The organism is Paenibacillus lutimineralis (assembly GCF_003991425.1).
Taxonomy (GTDB): Bacteria; Bacillota; Bacilli; order Paenibacillales; family Paenibacillaceae; genus Fontibacillus; species Fontibacillus lutimineralis.
The window spans coordinates 3,134,738-3,159,192 of sequence record NZ_CP034346.1 but is presented as its reverse complement, the minus strand read 5'-3'; the positions used below and the strand labels follow the sequence as shown (position 1 = coordinate 3,159,192).

The window sequence follows — 24,455 nt, the reverse complement described above, 5'->3', positions numbered from 1 at the left end:
TCGAGCGAGGCTGCCGCGTAATAAATCGTGCAGCCTCTATAAACGATTGGGCAACCTTTCCCGTTGCGTTAATGGAATATGAGGGGATTGGACGAGTCAGCTAAATGATTCGAAACATAACGCTTGTTTATAATCATTTTTCGGTTACTCAACAGTGGTGGTTCATTTTTATAAGAGAGTATTCGGCGATACATTACCCCATCCTTCAGTTTAAGGAAATGGGACATTGCCGGATAAAGGTTGGCTTCAATAATGGAAACATGACCTTGCCGATCGGTTGCAATGTCCAAGCCATAAATACGATGATTAGGGAACAATGGTCTTAATGTATCTGCGGAAAGAAGTGAAACCTTATCTATTTGAGTTTCCAATTCGGTAATAGGCAAATGTCTAATAGATGAACGTTGGATACCCGGCTTAAACCTAAGCAGTTGTCCATGACTCCGCGTATTGTTGGAAACAATATAACCTTTGCCCGCTACCTTGATTACCTTTCCCGTAACTACCCAGTCCGATGAATTTCTTTTCCGTTGAACAATGACTCTCATATCAAAGAGACGTTTATTTATAGTAGGACGGGTAATTCTTCGTTGAACCATATAAGCGGAAGACCCTATTTTACTTTTGATATAACGATAGGCATTCTTTTTTCCCCGTTTCATCGTTCTCATATTCTCGAAATGTATGATGTAGTTGTCATTCCCCAAATCCGAGACTTGGATAACTCCCCGTCCACGGCTCCCCCAAACTGGCTTAACCATGACATGCCTGTGTTTCTCAAGCAGGCTCCAAAGGGCTTGATTGCTCATTTTTCTGGTTTCCGGCAGGTAGGGAGCTAAGGATGCATTTTTTTTCATAAACAAATATTTAATCCATTTATTTCTTGTTCTTGTTCTCATGATTCTCCGCCTTTCTCATATTCGATATGCCGCCTAGATAATCTTCAAACAATTCCAAAAAAAACTCGATATCTTCGGACGTAATATCCCCGATATTGGCAATTCGGAACGTCTTTAGTTCCTCCAGCTTACCCGGATAAATCATAACACCTTTACTATAGAAAAAATCATGCATGGATTGGAAATCAAAATCTACATAGGGTTCACGAATGGATGTAATCATCTTGGAGTGATGCTCTTCGGGGACAATATAGGTTAAGCCCAGCCTTTTTAGACCGCTGATTAAAGTATTCCAGGATGCCACATATCTTTCATGACGTTTGGCCACACTCTCCTGCTTTAATTCCTCGATAGCCTGCCTAAGCGCATACAATATCTGTACCGGTGGTGTAAACCGCATCTGCAAATGTTCCGCAAAATATCGATATTGAGCGTACAAATTCAAATAATAACTTCTTGGTTTCCTGTCCTTCAAACTCTCTAGCTTACTTTTCTCCGCGATGACGAACGAAACGCCGGGCATTCCCTGCAGGTTCTTGTTCGAACTGGATGCTAAGAAGGAAATGTTCATCTCCTTCATGTCAATCGGAATGGCAGCAAACGAACTCATTGCATCCACGATCATGTCGATATGATTTTTTTTGCATAATAAACCAATTTCCTTTATCTTGTTCAGAAGGCCTGTCGTTGTCTCATGATGCACGACGGCAAGATGAGTTATCTTTCGACCAGAAGATTGGATGTAACGTTCTAAGTCAGCCAAATGAATCGCATCATCAAATGGACTTTTGAATTCCAAATAATCGATTCCAAAGACCGCCGCGATTTCGCACATTCGTTTTCCATAAGCGCCATTATTGATAATTACCATGGTTTCATTGCCGGGGACAGAACTGATCATCGATTCCACAGCTGCAGTTCCCGATCCGCCAAATAACACGGTCTGATAGCCACCCGGATCCGCAACCAAACAGGTAAGCTCTGTAGAAATATGCTCCATGATTTCGCCAAACTCGGCTTCGCGTGGGCATATATCCGGAACCACCTGTGACCATTTCACGCTTTCTGTAGTCGTTGCCGGACCTGGAGTAAGCAAAATATTTCTTTTTACGGTAGAACTCATGAGCCATCCACTTCCTTGATCTTTTCGTGATCGTTTCGGATAAATCGCTGTAGGCGTTCCTTTACTTCGTGAGGTTTTATGCCCGGGCGGGCAAGCTGATCCTTGGATTGCTTGGATATTTTCATATACAGGAAAGTTAGCCCTTTAGTCTCTTTCCATTCTTGCAAACAAACTTTCAGATCTTCGAGGTTATGGACATGGATCGACTTCGTGTAACCGCAGGAAGCAGCAATATTCACGAAATCAATATTATGGGATACCGTGCTTTGCCCGCCAGTCGATTCGTGGGCATTATTATCGAGAAGAATATGAATCATATTGTTGGGGTTATAATACCCGTTTGTCGCAAGGCTTCCCATGCGCATCAATAAAGAACCGTCTCCGTCAATCACGACAATATTCTTGTCAGGCTGACTCAGTGCAAGCCCAAGCCCGAAAGAGCTGACGCACCCCATCGAGCCAACCATGTACAGATTGTTGCTTGCATCTTCAATTTCATACAATTCCCGTCCTGTTTTGCCTGTGGTTGCAAGCTGAATCGTATCCCCGTCTTTCACCGAATTAATTGCAGCTAACGCCTCATGCCGCGCAGGCATCTGATTGTCCTTATGTGCATGCCGTATGATCTGATTTGAATGAATGGAGTTTTGTTGCTTTTTCAAAGGCTCTCTGTCAAAGGTTCCTTTCTTCACCACAAAGAAAAATGGCCGATTTCCGGTAATTTGCTCATTGGCCAGAATCAGTTGTTTTTTGGCCTCCTCCAAATCTTTGGAAAGATATTGCCATTCTACGTTCATCAATTCCAGCAGCTGCGTCGTGATCCTGCCCATAAGCTCATGTTGTGGCTCATCAGGAATCCCCGGCTCTCCGCGAAGGCTGACAAATCCAAGCAGCGGAATACGAAAAGGGTAGACAAGGGACGTTAGCGGTGAAACGGCGTTGGTTAGCCCTGAATTTTGCATAAGCACAGCGGATTTCTGCCCTCCAACATAAGCAGCAGATGCGATAGCAACGGCATCTCCTTCGTTAGCTGCTGCAACATAATCGAATTCGTTGATGGCGTAATTGATTAAATTTTTCAGGTAGGAGCACGGTACACCGCTGAAAAAATTAAATCCTAATTTTTGGAGTTCTTCTCCAAACTTCTTCGTGTCCATTATATCCCCTCATTAGATCTGATCTCCGACACCGGGAGATATTGTTGTTCTGCATCTTCTAGCTCTTCTGCTCCTTGAAGCCTGAAAACTTCCTCTAATGTTGCAACATCCTTTTCGATATGGGCAAGGCTCTCATCCTGATAAATTCTGCGGGATACTTGTTTCATGGCCTCAATGGATGATCGCAAATTATGGTTGGCCCAAATCACAAGACTAATCCCCGACTCACGAAACTTGACGGTTGGAGTCAAATAATACTTCGTAGGTACGATAACTACGGGCAATCTTCCCGCCCATTCCTTCATGAACGCCTCAATCTCCATGAAATCTGGCCTTTTGCTGTGTATGAGAACCGCGTCGGCGCCTGCCTTCCGGTATGCTTCCGCCCGCCGCAGCGTCTCTCCAAGTCCTCTCCCTGTAATAAAAGCTTCTACTCTGGCTACAACTACAAAATCATCGTCGGTTTGCGTATCTTTCATCGCCTTGATTTTACCGCAAAATTCTTCGATATCGGCCATCGGCTGTAATTGACCGTTTAAGAAGGAGTTCATTTTTGGAAATTGCTTATCTTCAATACAAACACCCGCAATATCTCGCTGTTCCAGCTTCTTAACCAATCGTCTTGCATTATTGAAGTTGCCGTATCCAGTATCCCCGTCCAGTAGAATCGGGATGGACGTTGCATCGCTCATGAATTCCAGGACATCTAGAACTTGGGTCCAGGAGGCTTCGTTATTGTCTCTTACTCCCATTGCCGCAGAGATTGATAATCCGCTAGCCCAAATCCCTTCAAATCCTGCCTCCTCTACAATTTTGGCAGACAGACCATTATGGGCCTCCATGATAAATTCTAGTTGGCCGGAGCTGATTAAGCGTCTAAGCTGCTTAGGTTTATTCATTGAACTTATCTCCTTCCCTTTAAATTAATTTTGTTGTTTTTTTCTTCGATCCTTCGTTTGTTATCCATAATGGTTTTGATCATTGTATGGTCAGGAAGTTGAGTGAACAATTGATGACCCGGATGTGAGTTCGCTTCAATGATCCACATGTGGCCGTTCTTGTCTAGGGCAAGATCAACTCCTAGTTCATGAATCGAATGCCATTTATTTACTGTGTTGGCAACGGTAATGGATAGTTGTTCTATTTTACGAAAACAGTTGGCAACTTTGATCTGGTTATTCTGAAAAAGGTTTAAAAGAACCTTTTGCAAGGATTCAGCGTGTCCTCCTTTTTGATAATTGGTCACAAATTTATGAGGTGCGGCTACACGGGCTGTCATACCCGAAATCCTCCATTTATCCTCTGGCTTCTGAAGGTATACACGGATATCAAAGATTTTCCCTTGATACTCCGCTATTCGCAGGCCTTTCTGCACTAAATAATGGTCCTTTGATTTCCGATATGAATGAATTGACTTTAAGACAGAATGAGCTCCAACGACCTTTCGACTTGGACCGCAACGAACCTCATATCCATTACGCAATCTCTTGACACGAATGATTCCGCTGCCTCCACTCCCGAAATTTGGTTTTATGAAAACAGATGAGTAGGTTTTCAGCATTCGTAATGTCCTTGAATCTGTCATCCAGTAAGTTTCGGGCAAATGTGGACGTAAGACAGGGTTAACTACCATCTCCTTATACTTCTTCATTTTTCCAATGGACATTGACATCCTCTTCTCATGTTGGGATACAGATACAAAGAGCATATTCATCTAAATGCCCTGCTGTATAGACTAATTTCCCATAAAGGAAAAATACAATCGCTATCGCCGGAATTTCATTTCGATAACAATCCAGAAAACAAAAAAAAGGCACCTATCACGGTGCGCTTAGTCGCGCCTACGGTTTACGTTAAGGGCGTGCGCCTTAACCGTAGGAGCCTGCTTTATTTTTTTAATTGGAATACCACAAACAAAACGCGAATTACAACGCTAAGGAAATAGTTGATATGCTCCCATCCTAATGGAGAAATATGTTTTATTAAATCTTCTCGTAAATCCTTTAAGTTGTTGACATTTTACAAAAGGAATAAATAGTAATCGTCTCTTTCATACCTATAACTTCTCCGGATTTTTCAATTATTCAAAGACAATCTTTATAGTTACACACCCTACCACAAGACCGTAAAAATACATATTGTGTGGACCTTTTGGGATTGGTGTAGATATGTAAAAATTTTAGCAAGGGGCGAATGCAGTATTTAACTATTTTAAGCTTATGGAAGGCTCTGTTGAAGATTGCTAAAATATAAAATCAAAGTGAGGAGATATGATGTATAGACCAATATGGGCTGAAATTAGCCTTAGTAATATTTCACATAATATTTGTGAATTTCGAAGAATAATACCTAACTCAACAAAAATAATGGCAGTAGTAAAAGCGAATGGTTATGGACATGGTGCTGTCGAGGTTTCCAAAAAAGCGATTGATAGTGGAGTGGATTATTTAGCGGTGGCTAGTTTAGAAGAAGCCATTGAAATACGAAAATCAGACATTCAAGCACCTATACTTATACTTGGATATACACCTCCTTCAGCATCGAATCTTGTTGTGTATTGGGATTTAACACAATCAATTTTTGATATGAAACATGCAGAATCTTTATCAAAGTCTGGGCAGATCTTAGGGAAAAAGGCAAAGGTTCACGTCAAGGTGGATACAGGAATGGGACGATTGGGACTGCAAGCAGAAGAAGCAAGTGATTTTATCGATATCGTTTCAAAATTGGAGGGGATCTATCTAGAAGGAGTATTCTCACATTTTGCTACCGCAGATGAAGCTGACAAATGGTATGCAGAAAAACAAAAGAAGCGATGGGAAAGTTTATTGGAAGAATTGGATCAACGAAAAGTTTCTATTCCCCTACTTCATATTGCAAATAGTGCTGCAACTATCGAAAATCCAAATATGACCTACGATATGGTTCGAATCGGAATTTCAATGTATGGTCTTTATCCATCCAAAGAGGTGAATAAGGCAAAGGTTAAGCTTAGACAAGTAATGCAGTTAAAAACAAAAGTCATCCATATCCAAACATTTGAGAAAGGGTATGGTATATCATATGGAGCAACTAAAATTGAAAGAGGTAAAGCAGTTATTGCAACTATTCCAATTGGGTATGGGGATGGATATTCGAGACAATTATCTGGTATGGCTTACGTTCTTATTCACGGACAAAAGGCTCCTGTTTTCGGTAGAATATGTATGGATTTTTGTATGATCGATGTAACTGATATTATGGGTGTAAATATTGGTGATGAGGTAGTAGTTTATGGAGGTCAAGGAAATCATTTTATATCATTAGATGATGTGGCAGATATGTTGGGAACTATATCATTTGAAGTTGCTTGTAACTTGAGTCAGAGAGTTCCTAGAATTTTCAAATAACAAGCTAAAGGCAGCCATTCAAAATAATTATCTTGATCTTGCTGGTTGTACACCTGATTCAACAAATCTGCCAGTTAGCACAACGCGGCTGTCGATCATGCCGACAGCCGCGTTTTAATTACTGTTATTTTTAAAGACTAAGAGCTGCACCTAGAATATTTTCTCCATACTCGAATCTTCCAGAGGGAAAGACTTATATCTTCTGAGCAATAAATTGTTTGAATCTTGCAAAATACTGCTCTGATGCTTCCCAGCGCCTAAGGTCCAAATAGGACAAGTCCTGCATGCCATATTGATTGGGCGGCTGATAATGCCGGGAAACATAAGTTCCATTGTCCAGTGTATAAAAATAATACGCTCCATCAGGAGTCTGGATCTCAATTCGAGCATGTAAGTAGTCTCCATCTTCGTCTGTACGCGCTTGACGGAAGGTGTAACATTTTGAGCCGTCCCAGAATCCGTCATTCTCCGCCTCTTCCAAAGATAATGCTTGAATTACAGGATACTGCAAAATGTCTTGCACATCCTGTACCTCAATCTTGCGCAAATAAAGCTCAGCCATATTAACGCAGGTCAGCAGCATCGTCCAGCAATCGCTAATCTCTGATAGTTCTTCCTGAGACTCTTCTGTAATGTCCTCCCACTCAGACCCTTCATCTACGGTTCTCCTCAACAAACCAACGGAATGATCTTTCTCCACCCAAATATAATAGTGATGCTGGTTATCTTTCATATAAACGCTGAGATCCCGTTGATCTCCGTCAGCATCAATATGCTCCTGCTGAACTTTGAAAAATACGCCGTCCTCCTGAAAATCAAAAGATGGCTTGTCATTCGGTATTAATATAGACTGAGTTAATTTCAATATATTTTCCTCATTGATCGTGTTACGGGTAAAATATAAATGAATTGCTTCCTTTTTCGTGAGCGATTCATCTATTTTTTTTAATGGGGAACTCCCTTCTTCAATAAGGGTCACTAGAGTGACAAAAGAAAAGCTAGAATCCTCCTCTTCCATATCCAGAAAAACTTCATCGACCAACACTTCATGAATGCCCACCGGAAGCTCCTGAAATACGCCGTCCCCCTCCCACACATTAACGATGCATGCGATTGATTTTTGCCCGCCTACTTTGAGGTTGTACTCGTCATCCTGAACTAAAACCGCAGCGCTGAGATCACCTTTAACGATCGTTTCCCCATGATTATAGGAACCGCACAATATTTCCTGAATCATCAGATTGCCCGAAACATAAATTTCCTGACCGCCTACAGCTATATTTTTTGCACTCAAATTACCGGTCACCATAAGCCCTATGGCGCCATCAGTTTCTTTATTATAGAGATTGTCTACGGTAAAATTTCCATCAATAAAAATGATGATTACCTCTTTTTGTTGCGGAAAAGGCTCCTCCCAATCCAGATTGAGAGAAGGCAGCGTCAAATCCCCTTCATAATAAGCTGCAAGTTGCTCGTCACTAAAATCCTGATAAAACTTCGCCCACCAAGAGCCTTCCGGAAACTTATCTGCAAGTTGACGAATAGGAATGAATTGGAAAGGGTTGCTCATGCATTGTTTTCCTTTCATTTTTAAGTTACCATTATTTTCCCATACGTAAAAATATAGGTCAATCTTAACTTTTTTATTTCCGCTCCCGCCGTGCCACCTTAATAGATTGTGAAGAACTAGGCGAATTCGTTATGTAGTGTGCCGTACAATAATTTGATACGGAATCTCTATCTTATCCTTAGATCTGTTCATTGTTAGATCAAAAGCTTGTTCTCCCACTTTCACTAATTGATGATCAACCGTTGATAAGCTCAACCCAATTCCAACAGGCTGGTTTTCTTGGCCGATAATCGCCAGATCCTCCGGGACTCTCAGCTGTAGGCTTCTCGCGTGCTGATAGATGCCTGACGCAACCTCGTCGCCGTTCGCGTAAACTGCAGTTGGTCTTGGATCTAAATGAAGCAGTTGTTGAGCAGCTCTTACCCCGTCATCAATACTGTAGCAGTCCCTGATATGGTATTCCGACGGCAGATCGCCAAAGATATTCTGATACGCTTTTATCGTCAGCTTCGTACTATTGCTCTCTTCTCCTCTTGCTGTTGTAAAAGCGACTTGGGAATGCCCTTTATCTTTTAACAATTGAAATGTATTTACATAAGATTCATATCGATCCATGTAAGCACAGCCAATCTCAGGATGATCCGAAAACTCGCAGGCCACGATTGTCCCATATTTGGTATATGGAAGAATTGCATCCCAAGTGTTCGAACGAGAGGTAATGATGATTCCATCCAGTAGTTTATTTTTCAGCATATTTAAGTAACTGAGCTCTTTATCCGGATCGTACTTGGTGGGCAGAATCACCACGGTATAATCAAGCTCAACCGATCGATTAAGTACGCCATGAAGCAATTGATCAAATGCTTGATTGTTGTTGTACGGCATGATCACACCGATACTTCTTGTTTCCTTGCGAATTAAATCGACAGCTAATCGGTTAGGGGTATAGTCCAGTTCATCAATCACACGTTGTACAGCTGCTCGCTTCAAATCCGACACGTAAGGATGTTGATTCAACACCCTTGAAACCGTCGATACGGACACGCCGGCACGCTTTGCGATTTCTTTAATGTTTGCCATCGTCACCTTCTCCTATTTCTACTTCTACCTTACATCTGGCCTTTGGATCGTGCCAAGCAAATCTATAATACTGAAAGCGACAAAAACCGCTGTTACGGGACTAACCAATACGATCAATATGGCCGATTGCGGTTGTCCGACTATCGATTAGTCACACTCCACGCGCCCTTTCTTCCTGCTAAGATTAAAGGCCATTCTTATCTGCGATTCCGTATTCCTTTCAATAGATAGTTCATCAGGTAGATTATTTTCACAAAAGAATTTAACTTCACTTGTTTCTGCACCTATAGCAGCTTGCCCACCAACAATTTCACACTGTATAAAGAGCTTATATACATGATAAGCTGAAGGAGGATGCGGGTGGAGTTTTTTGTCATGCACTGCTAACAGTCTTATAGCTCTCACATCAAACCCAGACTCCTCTTTTGCTTCCTTTACTGCTACTTCACTTGGAGATAGACCAATATCAGCCCACCCACCAGGTAGAGCCCACCTCCCGTCCATTTTTTCTCTTACCATGAGTATTTGATCATCTTTAAATATTACGGCTCTAATATCAACTTTGGGTGTGGCATAGCCAGTTTCATTTGCAAAAAGGTCTTTGATTAATTTCATTTCTGTACTTGTATACTTCGACATAATTTCTACGCTGATATCTCGTATCTGCTGAAATCTTTCTAAATCAAATGGATCTTTTGAGTAGGTTAACCCCGCTTGTGCTATAGACTGCAGATGCTTTGCCCATTCAAGCCACTTAACTTCCAATTTTACCACCTCAATATTAATGGTATCGCAAATTTAAAAGCAGGCGAATCGCCGAAAAGGATCTCCCCTTTGAACAATTACTATTTTAGGTTAAATCGAGGGTCTTTTCCATGGATGGTCAGAAAATCGGATCGGTCTGATCACTTTACACGGAATTCCGGCAGCAATAGAATTAGGGGGAATATCTTTAGTGACAACACTTCCTGCTCCGATAATACTATTTTTACCGATGGTCACACCCTGCGTAATCTTAACATCACCACCAAGCCATACATTGTCTTCCAGTATTATGGGTGCGGAATACACCCCTTTGTCTGCACGTTCATAAGGATCTTCAGCATGGTTTGCTGCATATAGTCCGGCTCTAGGACCGATATAGACATCGTTACCGATCTTTACTTCGTTACAGTCAAGAATGATCATGTCATGATTGATATAAACATCATTTCCGATAGAAATATTGAAACCAAATTCGCACCGGAAGTTGGATTCGATATACACATTTCCCCCAACTTCAGAAAATAACTCTCTCAAAATGGACATATCGTAATCATCATTGGTATTTACTTTATGATTGTACTTCCGACATCTTGATATCGCATGTGCTCTAAGTGCTGATACTTCTTTCCCAGCATCATCATACATTTCCCCAGAATTAATCATCTGCTTTATTTCTTCGATATTCATAAGCCCTCCTGATCATTGTCCAATTTCGCTCATCGTGAGAAGAATCATTCATTATTTAACTTTAATATAGTGTGTTTCTGTTTTACAAGATAAGATTATATCATCGAGCGGATGATAAAAAATGTACTTTATTCTCTATTCATATAACTATATTGCCAATTGCGAGGTTTCACATGATCTAGACTCCTTGCATCTGGACCATACGCTTTATGAAAAAATTCAACATGGTCAAAATGAGTTTCCTACCAATATGGCCTGAAGAGTCCTTTTGGTGCTTTTCCTGATATACATTTAAATTCTGAACTTCCGTACGATTGCAAAAAATGCTGCCTTTTATTCATTAGAATTACATGAACGAAGTTTCGCTGCAGGATATTTCAGTTTTTGCCAACATAAGTAAAAGTGAAACGTCCCGCTGCCTTCATTCGTTTTTGAATTGTTCACCTATAGAATATTTGTTACAGCATCGCATTGAGTCATCAAAACGCTTGTTATGCTATACCATACATAGCATCAAGAAATTTGCTTAGAATGTGGTTTTAATTCCTCTAGTTTATTTCATTACTAGAGAGTATAGAATAAAACTAGCTCATTCAAGCTGTTCTGAGAGTCGATCTGACGAAAACGCTTGAATAAGGACTGATATATATGTATGAAGGACGACCCTACAATCAACTTCAGACTCACAAGAACTTCAAGCCTGTAATTGATTTTGTGGTCGTCCAGCTCAGATTTTCTAAATTCATCAAGCCAATCTCAACGTATTCTAAATGAGTTGGTTTATAGTTGGGATTTATTGATTTATGGCTTACGTTGCCAGTTGCTCGATCACGATAGATGCACTTGTCACAGGCGTGCCGCCGCCTATTGCATTCAGAATCGTAACAGTACCCGTGTTATCGTTACGGTTTAATGTGAGAATTCCTCCTGCAGTAAGGAGCGCGACAACTTGCCCCTGATAAGTCTGGTTACCGGAACCCGAACCGTAATTACTGCAAGGGACAATTGCTGCCGTTGCTGGCCCTGCGCCATCCGGATCAAAAAATAAAGCAAATGCCGTGTTGCCTTCCCTCGGAAATACTTGCCAACTTATATTGTAGAAACCGGTTTGTAGGATATTGATATTGGTTGGAGATGTAAATGAAAGTCCTGGTCCAACAATAACAGAGTCCGTAGTCATAAATGATACGGCCTGCCCTTTCCCTCCTGGCGTTGGTGCCCCTGCAAGTGTCTGCTGTTCTGAACTACAGAGGAACATGAACGATGCTAGACCGCCAGGTGCTCCCGGTGTTCCCGGTGCTCCTGTTGCTCCCTGCGGCCCTTGTGGCCCCTGCGGTCCTTGTGGTCCTTGTGGTCCTTGTGGTCCTTGTGGCCCCTGTGGTCCTTGTGGCCCCTGTGGTCCTTGTGGCCCTCTCTCTCCTTGTTGTCCTTTTTCTCCTTGTTGTCCTTGTTGTCCTTGTTGTCCTTGCTGGCCTTGTGGGCCTTGTGGGCCTTGCGGTCCCTGAGGTCCTTGCGGTCCTTGAGGTCCTTGCGGTCCCTGAGGTCCCTGAGGTCCCTGAGGTCCAGTTGGCGCTACAACTTTGACTTTCGGCGGAGGGCAGCTAACTTGAACGATCTTTTTTATTACCTTCACTTTTCTTCTCTTTTTCTTTGAGGGGCAGAGAATTACCCTTCTCTTTTTGCAGTGCTCCTTATTCAGACAACTCAATGATCAACACCTCCTATTATGATTAGTCCAATGTATTCATGCTGAAGGTACTTGAGCTAGGTGAATATCTTTTTTTGTGGTAGGCTTTCGTATATTTATAGGAAAATAGGCAAAACCTCCCCAGCATGTCCCCTACTTTTATGAATCTATCAGGAACACTTCTCTATCTATCAGCATATAATGCTTGTTCGGATGTTTTGTTTACATCTTACCTTCATACAACCTATTTTTCCCCATATAATAAACAAAGTTGGCAACATAAAACCTCTCCCAAGTTCAACAAACTTAGAAGAGGCTATGTAGCGGCGTATATCGTTCAATTGTATTTCAATCATCACTTTGTATAAAATTCCTGCGGTTCTAGCGGCTTCAATCTTGTCGCTCGAACTAAACCGTTTGCCAGCAGAGGCGCAAATCGGGCCGCACTTGGCAGAAACTGCTGAACGGTAGGCTTGCTCATGAGCCATTGCAGCACGCTACCCCATCTTAAAGGGCTGGCGAATTCCTGCCGGATCGTTTGCGTATAGCGTTGTTCCCATTCCAGTAAAGAAATGCTTCCCCGCAAAAAACTGTCGGCGAGCGGAGCGCATAATGCAGCCGAGCGCAGCGCCATTGACATCCCGTCACCGCACAGAGGAGCGATCATCGCGGCAGCGTCGCCTAGCCGAGGTAGCCCGTCCCATGGCGCTGGCTTATGCTGGAGATAGACGGGAGCAATGGCAGCTTGAGTATCGTAGACGGGCACAGCTGTTGCAAGCCTCTCGGCGAGTCTTCGGTTGCGCTGAATCGCCGCTTCCAGAATGGACAACACCGATTTGCCCGCCTTCACAAATTCGCTACGGTTAAGCAGCGCCGCAGCATTCACGCTGCCATCCTCGACCGGACATAATCCTAAATATCCACCGTGGAAGAAATACATCTCAATCACCGGCTCCATTTTTAAACCGTTATAATGGGTTTTAACGCCAATGTAGGCTTTCTGGGACGAAGCGGCTGTATCCGGTCGACGTCCTGCATTCGTAATCCGCGAGTTCGCTCCCCAGGCAGCAATGACAGTCCTGGCATGGAACAGGTTCGTATCCGTTCCCTGCTTCGTTCGAACGGTATAACCTTTTCCATGCTGTTCAATTCCAGTAACCGTGGTCGATAGGTGCAGCTGTGCTCCAGCCTGCAACGCGGCTCGATGCAACGCCTCGTCCATCACGTATCGGCTAAGTCCCCAGGCAGCGCCAGGGATCGGAAGCTCGACTTCACCGCCCCGCTCGAAGATGATCTTAGCCCGTTCAATCCGCGACGGGAGAAGCGACACGACTGTCTCGGTTAATCCTAGAGCGTGCAGCGTGCTCTTGGCTTCTGGCGAAAGGAATTCCCCGCAAACTTTATGACGTGGGAAGGTCCGCCGGTCGATCAAGGCCGTCTCCCACTGCTTGTTCGCGAGTGCCTTAGTGATACAGCTTCCCGCGATGCCTCCACCGAGAACGACAACATCCACATTATGCTCCAACTCGATCAGCTCCGTCCGCTTAAATATGAATCAGGCTTACCGATCACGACTGCATAACGGAACAACGGCCTCCAGGAATACATGATCTGATTGATCCCCATCGCCTGCTTAAGGCGCTTCCAATCCTGCGAGCGAAAGCCTTTGGCCACAGACAAAGGGCCGTCATTTAAGATATACCTGTTCGATGAAATAGCCCGGGTCGCAAGCCATACCGCCGTCCAAGCGATCCAGTGTCGATGGATATCATTCACAACAACGCCAAGCCGGGCACCCCGTAGCATGCTTGCAACGGCATGGGGCAGCTCTTCCTCTGAAAAATGATGCAGAATCTGTGTGCCTGTCACAATATCCGTTCTCGCCTCAGGGAGCGCAAACAAATTGCCACGTATGACCTGAACGCGCGGCTCATCAAGGTACAATTGGCGCGCTTCGGCGCAAGCTTCTTCCGTCATATCGACCAGCGTGATCATCAAGGTAACGCCTTGCCGCGATGCCCACTGTAGAACGCGCCGATTCACATCACCGGAGCCCGCACCGACGTCTGTAATGGACAACTGCTTCGGCTTGCCCGCCTCTCGCCATAATTGCTTAATTCCGTAAAGCGTTGGTGCACTTGCCGCGAACAGGCGATTTAAGCGGCGAAGCACCCGTAGTGCCTCACGAAGCTCCTCACCGCCACTTGTGAAATCGTCCATGAGCTCAGCTCCCGATGCCCGCCGATACAGCTTAGGAAACATAATGTGCATTCTCTGAGCGGCGCTTAGATGGCACACTGGAAGCAACATAAGTAATTTTGATCATTTCAGCCGTCAAACCTGGGCCGAAGGCTAACGCGAGTCCGGATGCCCGCTCCGTACCTTGCTCCTGCAGCTGTTCCCTCATCTTCTTCATTACGAACAAAATGGTGGCGGAGGACACATTTCCAATGTCTCGCAGGACATCGAGACTTGGCGCAACCTGTTCATCCTTCAGACCATATCTCGATTGCAGCGCTTCGACAATTCCTTTGCCTCCCGGATGAATCGCCCATAATTCGGTATGCTCATCACCACCGAGATGCGCTACTTCAGCTGGAACATGATCTCTAATTAATCTCGGAATATTCGGGGACAGATATAGGTCAAACCCATCATTGCCGATTTCCCAAATCATTTCATCGGCGCCCCCAGGGAGCAGTACCGAACGTTCATCTCCAAGCTGATAAACATGCTGATGCTGCGAAGACGCCACGCCAATTACACAAGCCGAAGCTCCATCGCCGAAGAAAGAAGCGCCGAACAAAGCTTCCCGATCCCCGGAAGGCTGGATATGGAGAGTGCACAATTCCACGCACACAATCAATACGTTTGCCTTCGGATCTCCGGACACCAGCTGCTTCGACAAACATATCGCCTTCATCCCGGCAGCGCATCCGATGAAGGTGAGCGGGATTCGCATGACCGAAGGCACAAGTCCCAGCTCTCGAATCAAAGCCGCATCGATGCCCGGCAGGAATTGCCCGGTGCAGCTAACCGTGATCAGATGCGTGATCTGCTCGGCATCCATCTTCGCATCCGCTAAGGCCGCTCTCGCCGCAGATAAAGCGAGGGGGACGGATTCCCGCTTATAGACCGCCATTCGTTCTGCCGTCGACGGCACTTTCGATCGATCTTCTTGCGGCAGGTAACGGCATATCGATGCTTCTTGCAGCAGATCCGGCTCGCAGGTATACCGGCTCTCGACACCGCATTGCTTGAATATTCTTCTGGCCCAACGGGCTGAATCCGGGCTACTGCTCAGCGCGTCTACGATCCGGCGTGCCGTATCAGCCTGGTCCATGTGATAAGGCGGCAACGCGGTACCGATTCCTGTGATAGCAATCATTGGTCTTACAGCTGCCATAGCATCATTTCCTCCTTAATATACGTTAACGGCTTCAAATCTACAGTACTTTAAGTTCATTCCAAAGCCGTTCTCATCAGCTTACCCATCTTTTGGACATGACAAAACCCAGCCCGATTCGGACTGGGTTTTACCTAAAGTAGATATTTGGGTTTCCTCGGTTGGATCATTCATTGTGTTTTCTGCCAAGCTTCCTGATTTAATTCTCCATTTATTGCTGCCGCAGCTACAGCCCCTGATGCGGCTGCTGCAATGGATTGATGCATTAGTGAAGACGCGTCACCCGCTGCGTAAACGCCAGGGATACTGGATTTTCCAAATTCGTCGACGGCAATCACCCCCGTATCCGATATGCGGCAGCCAAGGGACTGCGGCAAATCCGTTCCCGGAACCAGTTCCGACTTGAAGAAGATTCCCGTGCACGGAATTTCTGTCCCATTCTCAAGAACAACATGGTTCACCATGCCCTCGTTAGATAAAATGGCGCGAATCGGCGTATCAAATAGCGGAATATGATGATCCCGCAATTCATCGCGTTCAGCCTCGCTCAATTCATCGGGGCCATTCGTGCAAACGACAAACCGCTTCGTCCACCCCGACAACAATGGAGCGAAATGCATGAGTGCCGCTCCTCTGCTAATGACAACCAGCAGCTCATCCCTTAATTCCCAACCATCGCAATACGGGCAAACAAACGCACTCTTTCCGTAGACCTCGGCCAATCCCGGAATCCCCAGCTTGCGATCCTTCATGCCTCCGGCAAACAGCAGCTTCTTGCTGGCGATCTTCTTCCCTGTGGCCGTCTCCAGCAAGAAGTATCCGTCCTCCCCCGAGATTGATACAACGGTATCTTCCGCCTGGGAAACCGACGGATAGACGCGCAGCTGCTCCTTCGCAATACGTCGGAATTCACTAGGGCTGATACCGTCCCGCGTCAAAAACCCGTGCGCCTCCCGGGTCACGGCATTACGAGGGCGTCCCTCATCAATGACAATCGTCTGCTTCCTGGCGCGTCCCAACATAAGTCCGGCGCTCAAGCCGGCGGGACCTCCTCCGATAATCGCTACATCCACTTTGTTCATAAATGTTTAACTCTCCTCGTTAGTATGTTATTCGATATTTATGGCTACCACATTATCTCCATGAAATCACTAAGGTTTAACGAGGTTCATTTTAGGTGGAATATACCCGAGTTGCCTGCCTATTTTTACAATTTGCCCTCTATGATGAAATTCGTGGGTGATGGTGTGCGTGAAAAGCCATAATTCGGTTAACTCTACACTGTCACTCTGCCAGGGTGCTTGAATGGTAGGATCCCATTTGTCTTTAAATTCATTCAGAAATTCATGAACCAGGGCATCCGTTTTCTTAAAAACTTCACGCATTTCCTGTACATTGTCAACGGATTCTGGTTTTATTTTGGGAAGTGATTTACCAAGGGCACGAATCCCCAACCATACCTGATAACAATCGGCTACATGTGCATGCAGACTGCGAATAGAATTTCCGCCTAATGATTCAACTTCTTTAACATAATCTGCGGGGGACAAAATTTCGCAATAACGAAATAGTGATTCCCTTGTGCGTTGAATCAAATCGTACTGGCTTTCGAATACATCCATCTTATCGCTCTCCTTTTAGTAATAAGGTTTAAAATCTTTCATCCGTAATAAATCAGTATTATGGATTTTAAAGATTGTTGTTATCCTTAATCAACTTAAAAAAAGAAGTATCAGATGACGATATTATGTTCCTTCACAAGATCAGACATTTTCTGATTTCTCAATTGTTCTTCCATCTTCTCTTCTGCTGATAACACCACCATTTGAATCGGGCATCCTGGTCCATGATTAAAACTGCAATCGAACAAGGAGGCCGAGCCTTCAATCGCATGGATAATATCTAGGAACGAAATATTTTCCCAATTTCGTTTGAGTCGATAACCGCCATTCACCCCCGTTATCGATTCGATCATGTCCGCCTTCACCAACTTGGTCAGTATTTTGGACAAATAGGTTGGCGACACCTTTTGTCGTTCAGCCAATTGCTGTACACCTATTGGTTTTTGGGCAGTCGCCGCAGTTAGAAAGAGCATCGTATGAAGAGCATAATCGGTAGCCTTGGAAAACTTCATTCATAATCACCTCAAACACAGACTTAATATATCTATATTAACTATTACGTTTCATAACGTCAAGGATAAGAAAAGCTGCGTATTTCTTGAAGAAGTGCGCAATTCTAATCTAAGGGTCGTAACTCTTCAACACGTTGATGCTCATGTTTACAGATACCTACTATGAAGCTTCCATGGGTCCGAGTAACATATGTCACTTCCCTACCTCTCACGTAGTAAGTGCGTTCTCTTTTTTTAGTTGGAATCATCAATCGAGATTCCCTTTAATAGCAGCTTGATTGCCTTGACATGCAGTGCTGCATATTCGTCCCCGCTTAGATTTGGCATCGTTAGACAGAGCTGCGTTGCTCCAGTCAATGTAGACATTACACCAAAACTCAACGTTTCGATATCTTCATTAATAAAAACGCCTTGGTCAAGCCCTGTTTGCAGCACTTGTCTTATTGCACAATAGGCTACTTCTGTGATCTCTCTCAATGTAGCCAATGATTCGGATTCGCTAGAAAGTGTTCTGGCATACTCTTCGAGTGCTTGGATTAATGGACTTTCACAATCTCTTCCGAATAAATCAGCCATTTCAAGCAACTGCTCGCTGGGAGACGTGGAATGCTCCATCGAACGAAGCCACTTTTGCGACATTTGTTCGGCATGCTGGGCAAGCAATTGGAGAAAGAGCACCTCTTTATTTTTAAAATGATGATACAAATTGCCTTTACTCATCTGTGTCGATGCACATAAGTCGTCCATTGTAGCTCGATCATAACCTTTTTCGATAAATAACAACTTGGCATGGTTTAAAATAATCGTTTTTGCTTCTTCTGCCGGCAATCGTCTTCTAGTCATAAAGCTCCTCCCGGAACCTTATGAACGGTTCCTTTTATACTTGAAAAATTGAAAAGCACCATATGAGATAACGATAGCAAAAATCCCAAAGAATGCAAACGGCATATCTAGCGTGTGGCGGTATACAATGCTTTGCAGCCCCATGTTTTCCAATGTCGAAGACCCATACCCCCAAATGGATGTATTAAAAATGTTCGTAGCAAAATGGATCCCGATGGGAGCAGCCAGACCATTGGTGTGGTAAGCAACGAATCCCAGAAAGAATGCCCCCAGCAGGTAATACAACGGTCCAAAAATCCCGTAGCTTAGCATTTCGGGGTTAAAACCATGGATCAGGGCAAAGGTTAGGGAAGTGACGAAGATGGACCAGAATACACCGCCTCTTAATGATCTGAACATACGGAACATGTAGCCTCTGAACAAAATCTCTTCAGCAGAGCTCTGAACCAAAATCAAAGGAGCGGTAACAATGAGTACACCTAACCAAGGAAGCGGATCAAAATGAAGCGTAAAAGCTTGAGAATGCACGCCTATATCGACAAGCAAATACAGGATAAGTGCAAATAAATACCATAGAAAATAAATTACAAACTTCCGGAAATCGGGCCTTTTACCTTCAAACAAAAATATTCTAAAAGGAATCTTGAAGAAATATCTGGTGATAATGAAGACTCCGAGAATCAGGAAAACAAAGGACAAATAAAGCGTGATTAGACTAGGTAATCCTGAGCGAGTAGCGGGAATCAAAGCATTAAGTAGATTTAACCATAATAAAGTGCCACCTTGCCAAATCAAAAAAATGACGATGAATCCTGCTAAAGATTTGATACTGAACCTTATCGGAGGTTGAAGACCATAACTTCTTTCCATGACATACACCCATTTCTTATTGTAATTACTGACCGCCTAGTCGGTAATTACAATATACATATCTAATATATGTCTGTCAATATTGAATAAAGATTTTGACACTTGTCCAACTTTGTCATAATTCTCCTGATGAAACACGGCATCAAGCGGCGCCGGCGATCGGATATCAGGGCTGTGATCGATACCCGTTAGAGTTGAGCAAAGGCAGCTGATCAAAGTGATCGCTGCCTTTGCTGTTCCATATTGCACTATCCGTTTTTCCATAAGTTAAAGATGGCTCATTTCCTTATCATACTACTTATCCAACTACAGATAATATTTTTCGATATGCCCTCTAGTTGGTTGCCATTAATGACTAAATCAGCAAAATTTTTAGTACGCAGTACAAATTCTATTTCTCTATGTTTTGCAGCATCTAGGTAATATGTTGCAACTTCCTCAAAATCCATGCCCCAAGTTTTCACATTTCTGCTTATCCTTCGATACATACGTTCATCTGAATCAAGATCAACAAAGATCTTTAAATCTAACATTTCTCTTATCTCTTCAAAGTAAAGTGTGAAAATGCCTTCTAAGATTACTACTTCAGGATGATTTTTAGTACTCAGTAAGTTGTTTATGTATTCCATTAACTTGTTATAGTCCAATGCATCTGGATGGTTAAAATCGTCGTATTCCACATTGGATACAGGCGATATCATCTTTGGCAAATCATTTTTATAGAAATCATCTGTTGAGATAACAGCTACTTGATAATCTTTAAGTTCTTTTACTAAAATTTCGCAGTAAGTTGATTTACCACTGCCCGAGCCGCCCGCAATTCCTAGAATAATAGGTGTCAATTTTACCAGCTCCTCTTCTGTATATAAAGCCTTCCTTAGCATAGTAATAATATTCCACCAACCGCAGGTAAATCCTTCAGATACCTTTATCTTTCATTAGTTTCCTCAGGGTATGACCACCTGTTAACTGAAAGAAAGATGGCTCTGTTTATAGAAAAGTCTAAAGAGTTACCAATTACTCCTTTAAGTTAACATAATATCTATTCTGTAAACTTCGTGTTTAATTTGTGCCTCATACAGCAGGCTTTAGCGAAAAAATCGCCTTGCCCCTCGGTTGAAGAGCAAAGCGATTTTAGTGGTATTCAGATCATAGATGCCTACCTTCGAGCAGTGTAATCAGCTTTTGCAATAATACAGGCTCTTCCTCCCGGAGTTCATTAATCCGAAGCCTCAGCCGTTTATACATTTCCTTATCTGCGCGGATCTCATGACGAATGTACTGATCCCTCAGTTTTAACATTCTATTGCTCATCTCCTTGTAGCCTTCCACTAGCTCTCCATCGTAAGGGATTATCCCCTCATCCACCAGAAATTCAATACGCTCACTCATCATTCTTTTATGCTCCCAGAGGACGTGAAGATGCCTCACATCATTACGGTCAACTAACCTGGTGTCGTTGTTCTCTACAGCATCGTAGTACATTTGCAAATAGTCGTATACCTTGATTCCGAAAGCCTCTTCCTCATCGGGATTATAATTGATCCGGTTTAGATGAGTCTCTCCGTTAAGGTAATCACGCAACTGATCGATCGCAGCCATTTTATCGAAAGGATAAGGAGAATGGGGTTCGTATTTGTAAAAATACGTATGATGATCAGACGTAAGGTTGTTTTTCAGGAGCTGTCTCATAGACTTGATAGCATCCACCAACTCCTGGAACGGGATCTGCAAATTGCGATATACTCCCGTATTGTCGAACATCGAAGCATCGAAGACACTTGCTTCCCAATCAAAACCATATAAAAACAGATGATGCGGAAACGGTTCTTTCTGATAAGATGCCGCTGGAGAGAGCTTCGCTTCATCCAAAAAAACGACACAATAATAGCCGTTGCGGATTTGATCTGCGAAGAATTTCGGCCAGGACTCTAATGCCAAACTCTCCAGAATCGTATAATTGACGGAGCATGTGAGAAGAAATGGATTGTTAAAGTTCAATTCGTTGGGCTTGCCCCGAAAAAAATCGATATAGTACTGTCTGCCGTGTTCCAGGAATTTTTTGTTACAGAATAATTGGATAAAATTACTGTAATACCACGGTATGGTCTCTTCGTGGGCGCTAGTAATCGAAAGCGTGTAGGCCCACCGCAAAAATCCTTTAAGTGGCGGATTCAAAACCGGAAGCTGAACTGCGTTCATCTGATTCTCCCCCTTCGAGCGAGTGGTTAGGAAGCTTCTAACTGCTTGCGCTGCTGTATTCCCTCACAGCCCGCTTCCAGAAGAGCCGTACGGCTGCGAAGAGCAGAAGCGAACCAGCCAGTGACAGTCCTACGTGAAGCCAACTGAGCTGTCCGAGCAGGAACATCGGTCCAAAATTTGTAATAAGAAACAGAGGAATGATGAAGGTGCCGATCCGACGGACCCATGCCGGATAAATATACATAGGAAAATTGTTGGCGTCCCAGACAGAATGTGCAATCTCTGACACAGAACCCGTCTGGACGAACCAGAAGGAAAGCAGCGCCGGGATGATCATCAAGCAGTATGTGATGACAATCGAGACTAGTAGCAGTAGCGCAAACCCTGCGAGTTGCGGGAACATAAGCGGAATAGCCATCGCATGCCAGCCGATTCCGATCATGACCAACCCGACCAGAATATCGGGGATCGGTAACGCCAGATCGACGTAACGCAAGGAAGCCATAAATTGAAGGGAAACCGGCTTTGTCAGCATTAAATCAAGCGATCCGTCTTTGATATACTCCGGAATTTTCATGAAATTTGTAAAAAATAGACCTACATAGATTCCGGTCACCACAGTATGCATGCCTATAAATAGGAGCAGTCCTTCTGGCGGTATACCCTCTACGTGAAGATCCGTGCGAAACACGACCAGCACATACAACAACTTGGCGATCAAATAGACGGATTCGACAATCAGGCTCATCATAAAATTGCCACGAAACTCCATCTGGGCGATGAGGCAATTTTTGATAAACATGCCGTACAGGCGCGCGTATTTTCTCATGGTTTTAAACATATGGAATGTCCGCTACCCCCCGACCGCCGAATATTTCTTCATGGAAACCCGCCACGTCAGACGGGAGAGTCCGAAGAACAGCAAAATCCATCCACATTGAATGAGTAGACCCTGATACATCCCCACCGCTTCCGTCTTGCCACTAAGGACATTGACTGGGAAATAGATCGTATATGGAAACGGCGTATACTCAAGCACCTTCACAACCGACTCCCCAAATATCTCTAACGGAAACATACCTCCGCTCAAAATATTGACAAGCAGACCTGTAATGACGAAAAAATAGGAGATTTCATGTAGATAAAAAGCACTGGCACAGATGCAATAGACGATAAGAAAGTTAAGCAGAAGCGCTCCCCAGAGTGTGAAGGTAAATACAACCAGACGTATCGCCTGGACTTCAAGCACCCCCCTGGTAGATGCGATCCAGATTATTCCGACGAGCAGCAAAGCTGTAATCCCGTAATAGATCACTTTCTGACCGAAAAAGGACGCCAGCCGATACCCGAAGTAGCTGACCGGTTTAATTAAATACTTATTAAGACCACCATTTTTGATATCATCTGCAATCTGTTGTTCAAACTGGGTAGAGATCAGCTTGGACACCAATCCCGCCAAGATGGTATACAGAATAATTTGTCCGTATGAATACGAGAACAGCGCCGACTGACCGGAATTGCGATACACCGCAGTCCAGATAAAATACTGGACAAGAATTGGAAATGCAGCCCCGATAAGACTGAGGAAGAAATGAAATCGGTATTCCATGGAATGCTGGACGCCCATCGAAAATATAGCCGTGTATAATTTACGCCTGTTCATCCGACAGATTCCTTGTGGTAGAGCATTGAAATGCTCTCCTCAATCGGCACATCTTCAATCGTCCAGTCAACAGTTGGAAACGAATCGAGCACTGCGCGCGATACTTCCTTCAATAGGTACTTAGGCAGCTCTAGAACGGCGTTGTATTCGTCTTCCATGACGACTTTCCCGAATTTGGCCAACTGCAGCGTGGCAACGGGTTCGGAGAACCGCAGCCTTATTATTTTCCGCTCGCCAAAAAGATCGTTGATTTTGTGAAGATCCCCGTCATAGAGAAGACTTCCTTCGTTAATGATGATCGTCCGTTTGCACAGATCCTCTACATCTTTCATGTAATGGCTCGTCAGCAAGATCGTTGCGCCGAATTGCTCATTATAGTATTTCAGAAACTCCCTGACCTTCTTTTGGGAGGGAAAATCAAGGCCGATCGTCGGCTCGTCAAGATAAAGCAACCGAGGCCGGTGGATTAGTGCCGCGATCAATTCCATTTTCATCCGTTCTCCCAGGGAAAGCCGGCGTACTTGTACGTTCAGAAGTTCCTGAACATCAAGCATTTCCGATAGTTCGTCAAGACTCCGTCGGTAAATATCATCTGCTACATCATAAATACATTTGTTCAAATAAATGGACTCAATAGCGGGAAGATCCCACCAAAGCTGGTTTTTCTGGCCCATCACAATGGAGAAAAGCCGTTTGAACTCATTTTTGCGCTCCCATGGCACATAGCCAAGGACATTAGCCTCCCCGCTTGTCGGATACAAAATGCCAGATAACATTTTGAGCGTCGTGGTCTTCCCTGCTCCGTTTGGTCCGAGAAATCCAACACACTCGCCGGGACCAATGTCGAAGGAAACGGATTTAACCGCTTCCTTCACCAGAGACTTTCGAGCAAATAAATTTTTTAGTGAGTTCCTAAGCCCTGCTTCTTTTCGATAATACACGAATGATTTGTGGAGCTCCCTCACACGGATATAGTCCAT

At 44.0% G+C, this 24,455-nt stretch carries 25 protein-coding genes; 1 reads left to right on the top strand and 24 read right to left on the bottom strand.

Annotated features, from left to right (window positions below; all coding sequences use genetic code 11):
- Window positions 1–68 precede the first annotated feature (68 nt).
- Genes EI981_RS13670 through EI981_RS13650 form a run of 5 tightly spaced genes read right to left on the bottom strand, consistent with a single transcriptional unit; the run spans window position 69 to window position 4,845 of the window.
- Window positions 69–899, bottom strand: coding sequence for a YheC/YheD family protein (locus EI981_RS13670; RefSeq protein WP_126998998.1), 831 nt, complete (start codon window positions 897–899; stop codon window positions 69–71).
- A complete protein-coding gene (locus EI981_RS13665) occupies window positions 877–2,022 on the bottom strand; it encodes a 2-aminoethylphosphonate aminotransferase (RefSeq protein ID WP_126998996.1) in 1,146 nt (381 codons plus the stop codon). Before EI981_RS13665 ends, EI981_RS13670 begins: the two co-directional genes overlap by 23 nt.
- The gene (aepY, locus tag EI981_RS13660; RefSeq protein WP_126998994.1) at window positions 2,019–3,179 is read right to left on the bottom strand and encodes a phosphonopyruvate decarboxylase; all 1,161 of its coding nucleotides are present in this window, start codon (window positions 3,177–3,179) and stop codon (window positions 2,019–2,021) included. Before aepY ends, EI981_RS13665 begins: the two co-directional genes overlap by 4 nt.
- Window positions 3,179–4,078: a phosphoenolpyruvate mutase gene (gene aepX / locus EI981_RS13655; protein WP_126998992.1), complete on the bottom strand. Its 900-nt coding sequence runs from the start codon at window positions 4,076–4,078 to the stop codon at window positions 3,179–3,181. The genes aepY and aepX overlap by 1 nt, the downstream gene beginning before the upstream one ends.
- Window positions 4,079–4,083: 5 nt before the next feature.
- Window positions 4,084–4,845: a YheC/YheD family protein gene (locus EI981_RS13650; RefSeq protein WP_126998990.1), complete on the bottom strand. Its 762-nt coding sequence runs from the start codon at window positions 4,843–4,845 to the stop codon at window positions 4,084–4,086.
- 604 nt (window positions 4,846–5,449) lie between these two features.
- On the opposite strand from EI981_RS13650, the gene alr reads away from it, so the two are divergent.
- Window positions 5,450–6,568, top strand: a complete 1,119-nt coding sequence (gene alr, locus EI981_RS13645) for an alanine racemase (protein WP_227011843.1) — start codon at window positions 5,450–5,452, stop codon at window positions 6,566–6,568.
- 193 nt (window positions 6,569–6,761) lie between these two features.
- On the opposite strand, the gene EI981_RS13640 is transcribed toward alr, so the two are convergent.
- The 19 genes from EI981_RS13640 to EI981_RS13555 all read right to left on the bottom strand — a co-directional run bounded on the left by EI981_RS13640 (window position 6,762) and on the right by EI981_RS13555 (window position 24,455).
- Complete coding sequence (locus tag EI981_RS13640) at window positions 6,762–8,138, bottom strand: hypothetical protein (RefSeq protein ID WP_126998988.1); 1,377 nt, start codon at window positions 8,136–8,138, stop codon at window positions 6,762–6,764.
- A gap of 129 nt (window positions 8,139–8,267) precedes the next feature.
- Entirely contained in the window at window positions 8,268–9,218 is a 951-nt protein-coding gene (locus EI981_RS13635; protein WP_126998986.1) for a LacI family DNA-binding transcriptional regulator, read from the bottom strand.
- Window positions 9,219–9,365: 147 nt separating this feature from the next.
- Entirely contained in the window at window positions 9,366–9,983 is a 618-nt protein-coding gene (locus tag EI981_RS13630; RefSeq protein WP_126998984.1) for an NUDIX hydrolase, read from the bottom strand.
- Window positions 9,984–10,073: 90 nt separating this feature from the next.
- Window positions 10,074–10,670, bottom strand: a complete 597-nt coding sequence (locus tag EI981_RS30055) for a sugar O-acetyltransferase (protein ID WP_162616166.1) — start codon at window positions 10,668–10,670, stop codon at window positions 10,074–10,076.
- Window positions 10,671–11,478: 808 nt separating this feature from the next.
- The gene (locus EI981_RS13620; RefSeq protein WP_227011842.1) at window positions 11,479–12,303 is read right to left on the bottom strand and encodes a collagen-like protein; all 825 of its coding nucleotides are present in this window, start codon (window positions 12,301–12,303) and stop codon (window positions 11,479–11,481) included.
- A gap of 409 nt (window positions 12,304–12,712) precedes the next feature.
- On the bottom strand, window positions 12,713–13,882 hold the full coding sequence (locus EI981_RS13615) for an NAD(P)/FAD-dependent oxidoreductase (protein ID WP_126998980.1): 1,170 nt from the start codon (window positions 13,880–13,882) through the stop codon (window positions 12,713–12,715).
- A gap of 5 nt (window positions 13,883–13,887) precedes the next feature.
- Window positions 13,888–14,619, bottom strand: a complete 732-nt coding sequence (locus EI981_RS13610; protein WP_126998978.1) for a methyltransferase domain-containing protein — start codon at window positions 14,617–14,619, stop codon at window positions 13,888–13,890.
- Entirely contained in the window at window positions 14,609–15,763 is a 1,155-nt protein-coding gene (locus EI981_RS13605) for a type III polyketide synthase (protein WP_126998976.1), read from the bottom strand. Before EI981_RS13605 ends, EI981_RS13610 begins: the two co-directional genes overlap by 11 nt.
- 170 nt (window positions 15,764–15,933) lie before the next feature.
- A complete protein-coding gene (locus EI981_RS13600) occupies window positions 15,934–16,845 on the bottom strand; it encodes an NAD(P)/FAD-dependent oxidoreductase (RefSeq protein WP_126998974.1) in 912 nt (303 codons plus the stop codon).
- A 69-nt stretch (window positions 16,846–16,914) separates the two neighbouring features.
- On the bottom strand, window positions 16,915–17,385 hold the full coding sequence (locus tag EI981_RS13595) for a DinB family protein (protein WP_126998972.1): 471 nt from the start codon (window positions 17,383–17,385) through the stop codon (window positions 16,915–16,917).
- 110 nt (window positions 17,386–17,495) lie between these two features.
- Window positions 17,496–17,897, bottom strand: a complete 402-nt coding sequence (locus EI981_RS13590; protein WP_126998970.1) for an Rrf2 family transcriptional regulator — start codon at window positions 17,895–17,897, stop codon at window positions 17,496–17,498.
- Between the two features lie 234 nt (window positions 17,898–18,131).
- Window positions 18,132–18,740, bottom strand: coding sequence for a TetR/AcrR family transcriptional regulator (locus EI981_RS13585; RefSeq protein WP_126998968.1), 609 nt, complete (start codon window positions 18,738–18,740; stop codon window positions 18,132–18,134).
- An 18-nt stretch (window positions 18,741–18,758) separates the two neighbouring features.
- Window positions 18,759–19,610, bottom strand: coding sequence for a CPBP family intramembrane glutamic endopeptidase (locus EI981_RS13580; RefSeq protein ID WP_126998966.1), 852 nt, complete (start codon window positions 19,608–19,610; stop codon window positions 18,759–18,761).
- Between the two features lie 36 nt (window positions 19,611–19,646).
- A complete protein-coding gene (locus EI981_RS29025; protein ID WP_162616165.1) occupies window positions 19,647–19,874 on the bottom strand; it encodes a hypothetical protein in 228 nt (75 codons plus the stop codon).
- Window positions 19,875–19,888: 14 nt separating this feature from the next.
- Complete coding sequence (locus EI981_RS13575) at window positions 19,889–20,452, bottom strand: uridine kinase family protein (RefSeq protein WP_162616164.1); 564 nt, start codon at window positions 20,450–20,452, stop codon at window positions 19,889–19,891.
- Between the two features lie 307 nt (window positions 20,453–20,759).
- Window positions 20,760–21,812, bottom strand: a complete 1,053-nt coding sequence (locus EI981_RS13570; protein WP_126998962.1) for a hypothetical protein — start codon at window positions 21,810–21,812, stop codon at window positions 20,760–20,762.
- Window positions 21,813–21,849: 37 nt separating this feature from the next.
- Window positions 21,850–22,641 (bottom strand): ABC transporter permease, encoded by a 792-nt coding sequence (locus EI981_RS13565; RefSeq protein ID WP_227011841.1) that lies wholly within the window; start codon window positions 22,639–22,641, stop codon window positions 21,850–21,852.
- A gap of 24 nt (window positions 22,642–22,665) precedes the next feature.
- A complete protein-coding gene (locus EI981_RS13560; RefSeq protein ID WP_126998958.1) occupies window positions 22,666–23,475 on the bottom strand; it encodes an ABC transporter permease in 810 nt (269 codons plus the stop codon).
- On the bottom strand, window positions 23,472–24,455 hold the full coding sequence (locus EI981_RS13555; protein WP_127004662.1) for an ABC transporter ATP-binding protein: 984 nt from the start codon (window positions 24,453–24,455) through the stop codon (window positions 23,472–23,474). Before EI981_RS13555 ends, EI981_RS13560 begins: the two co-directional genes overlap by 4 nt.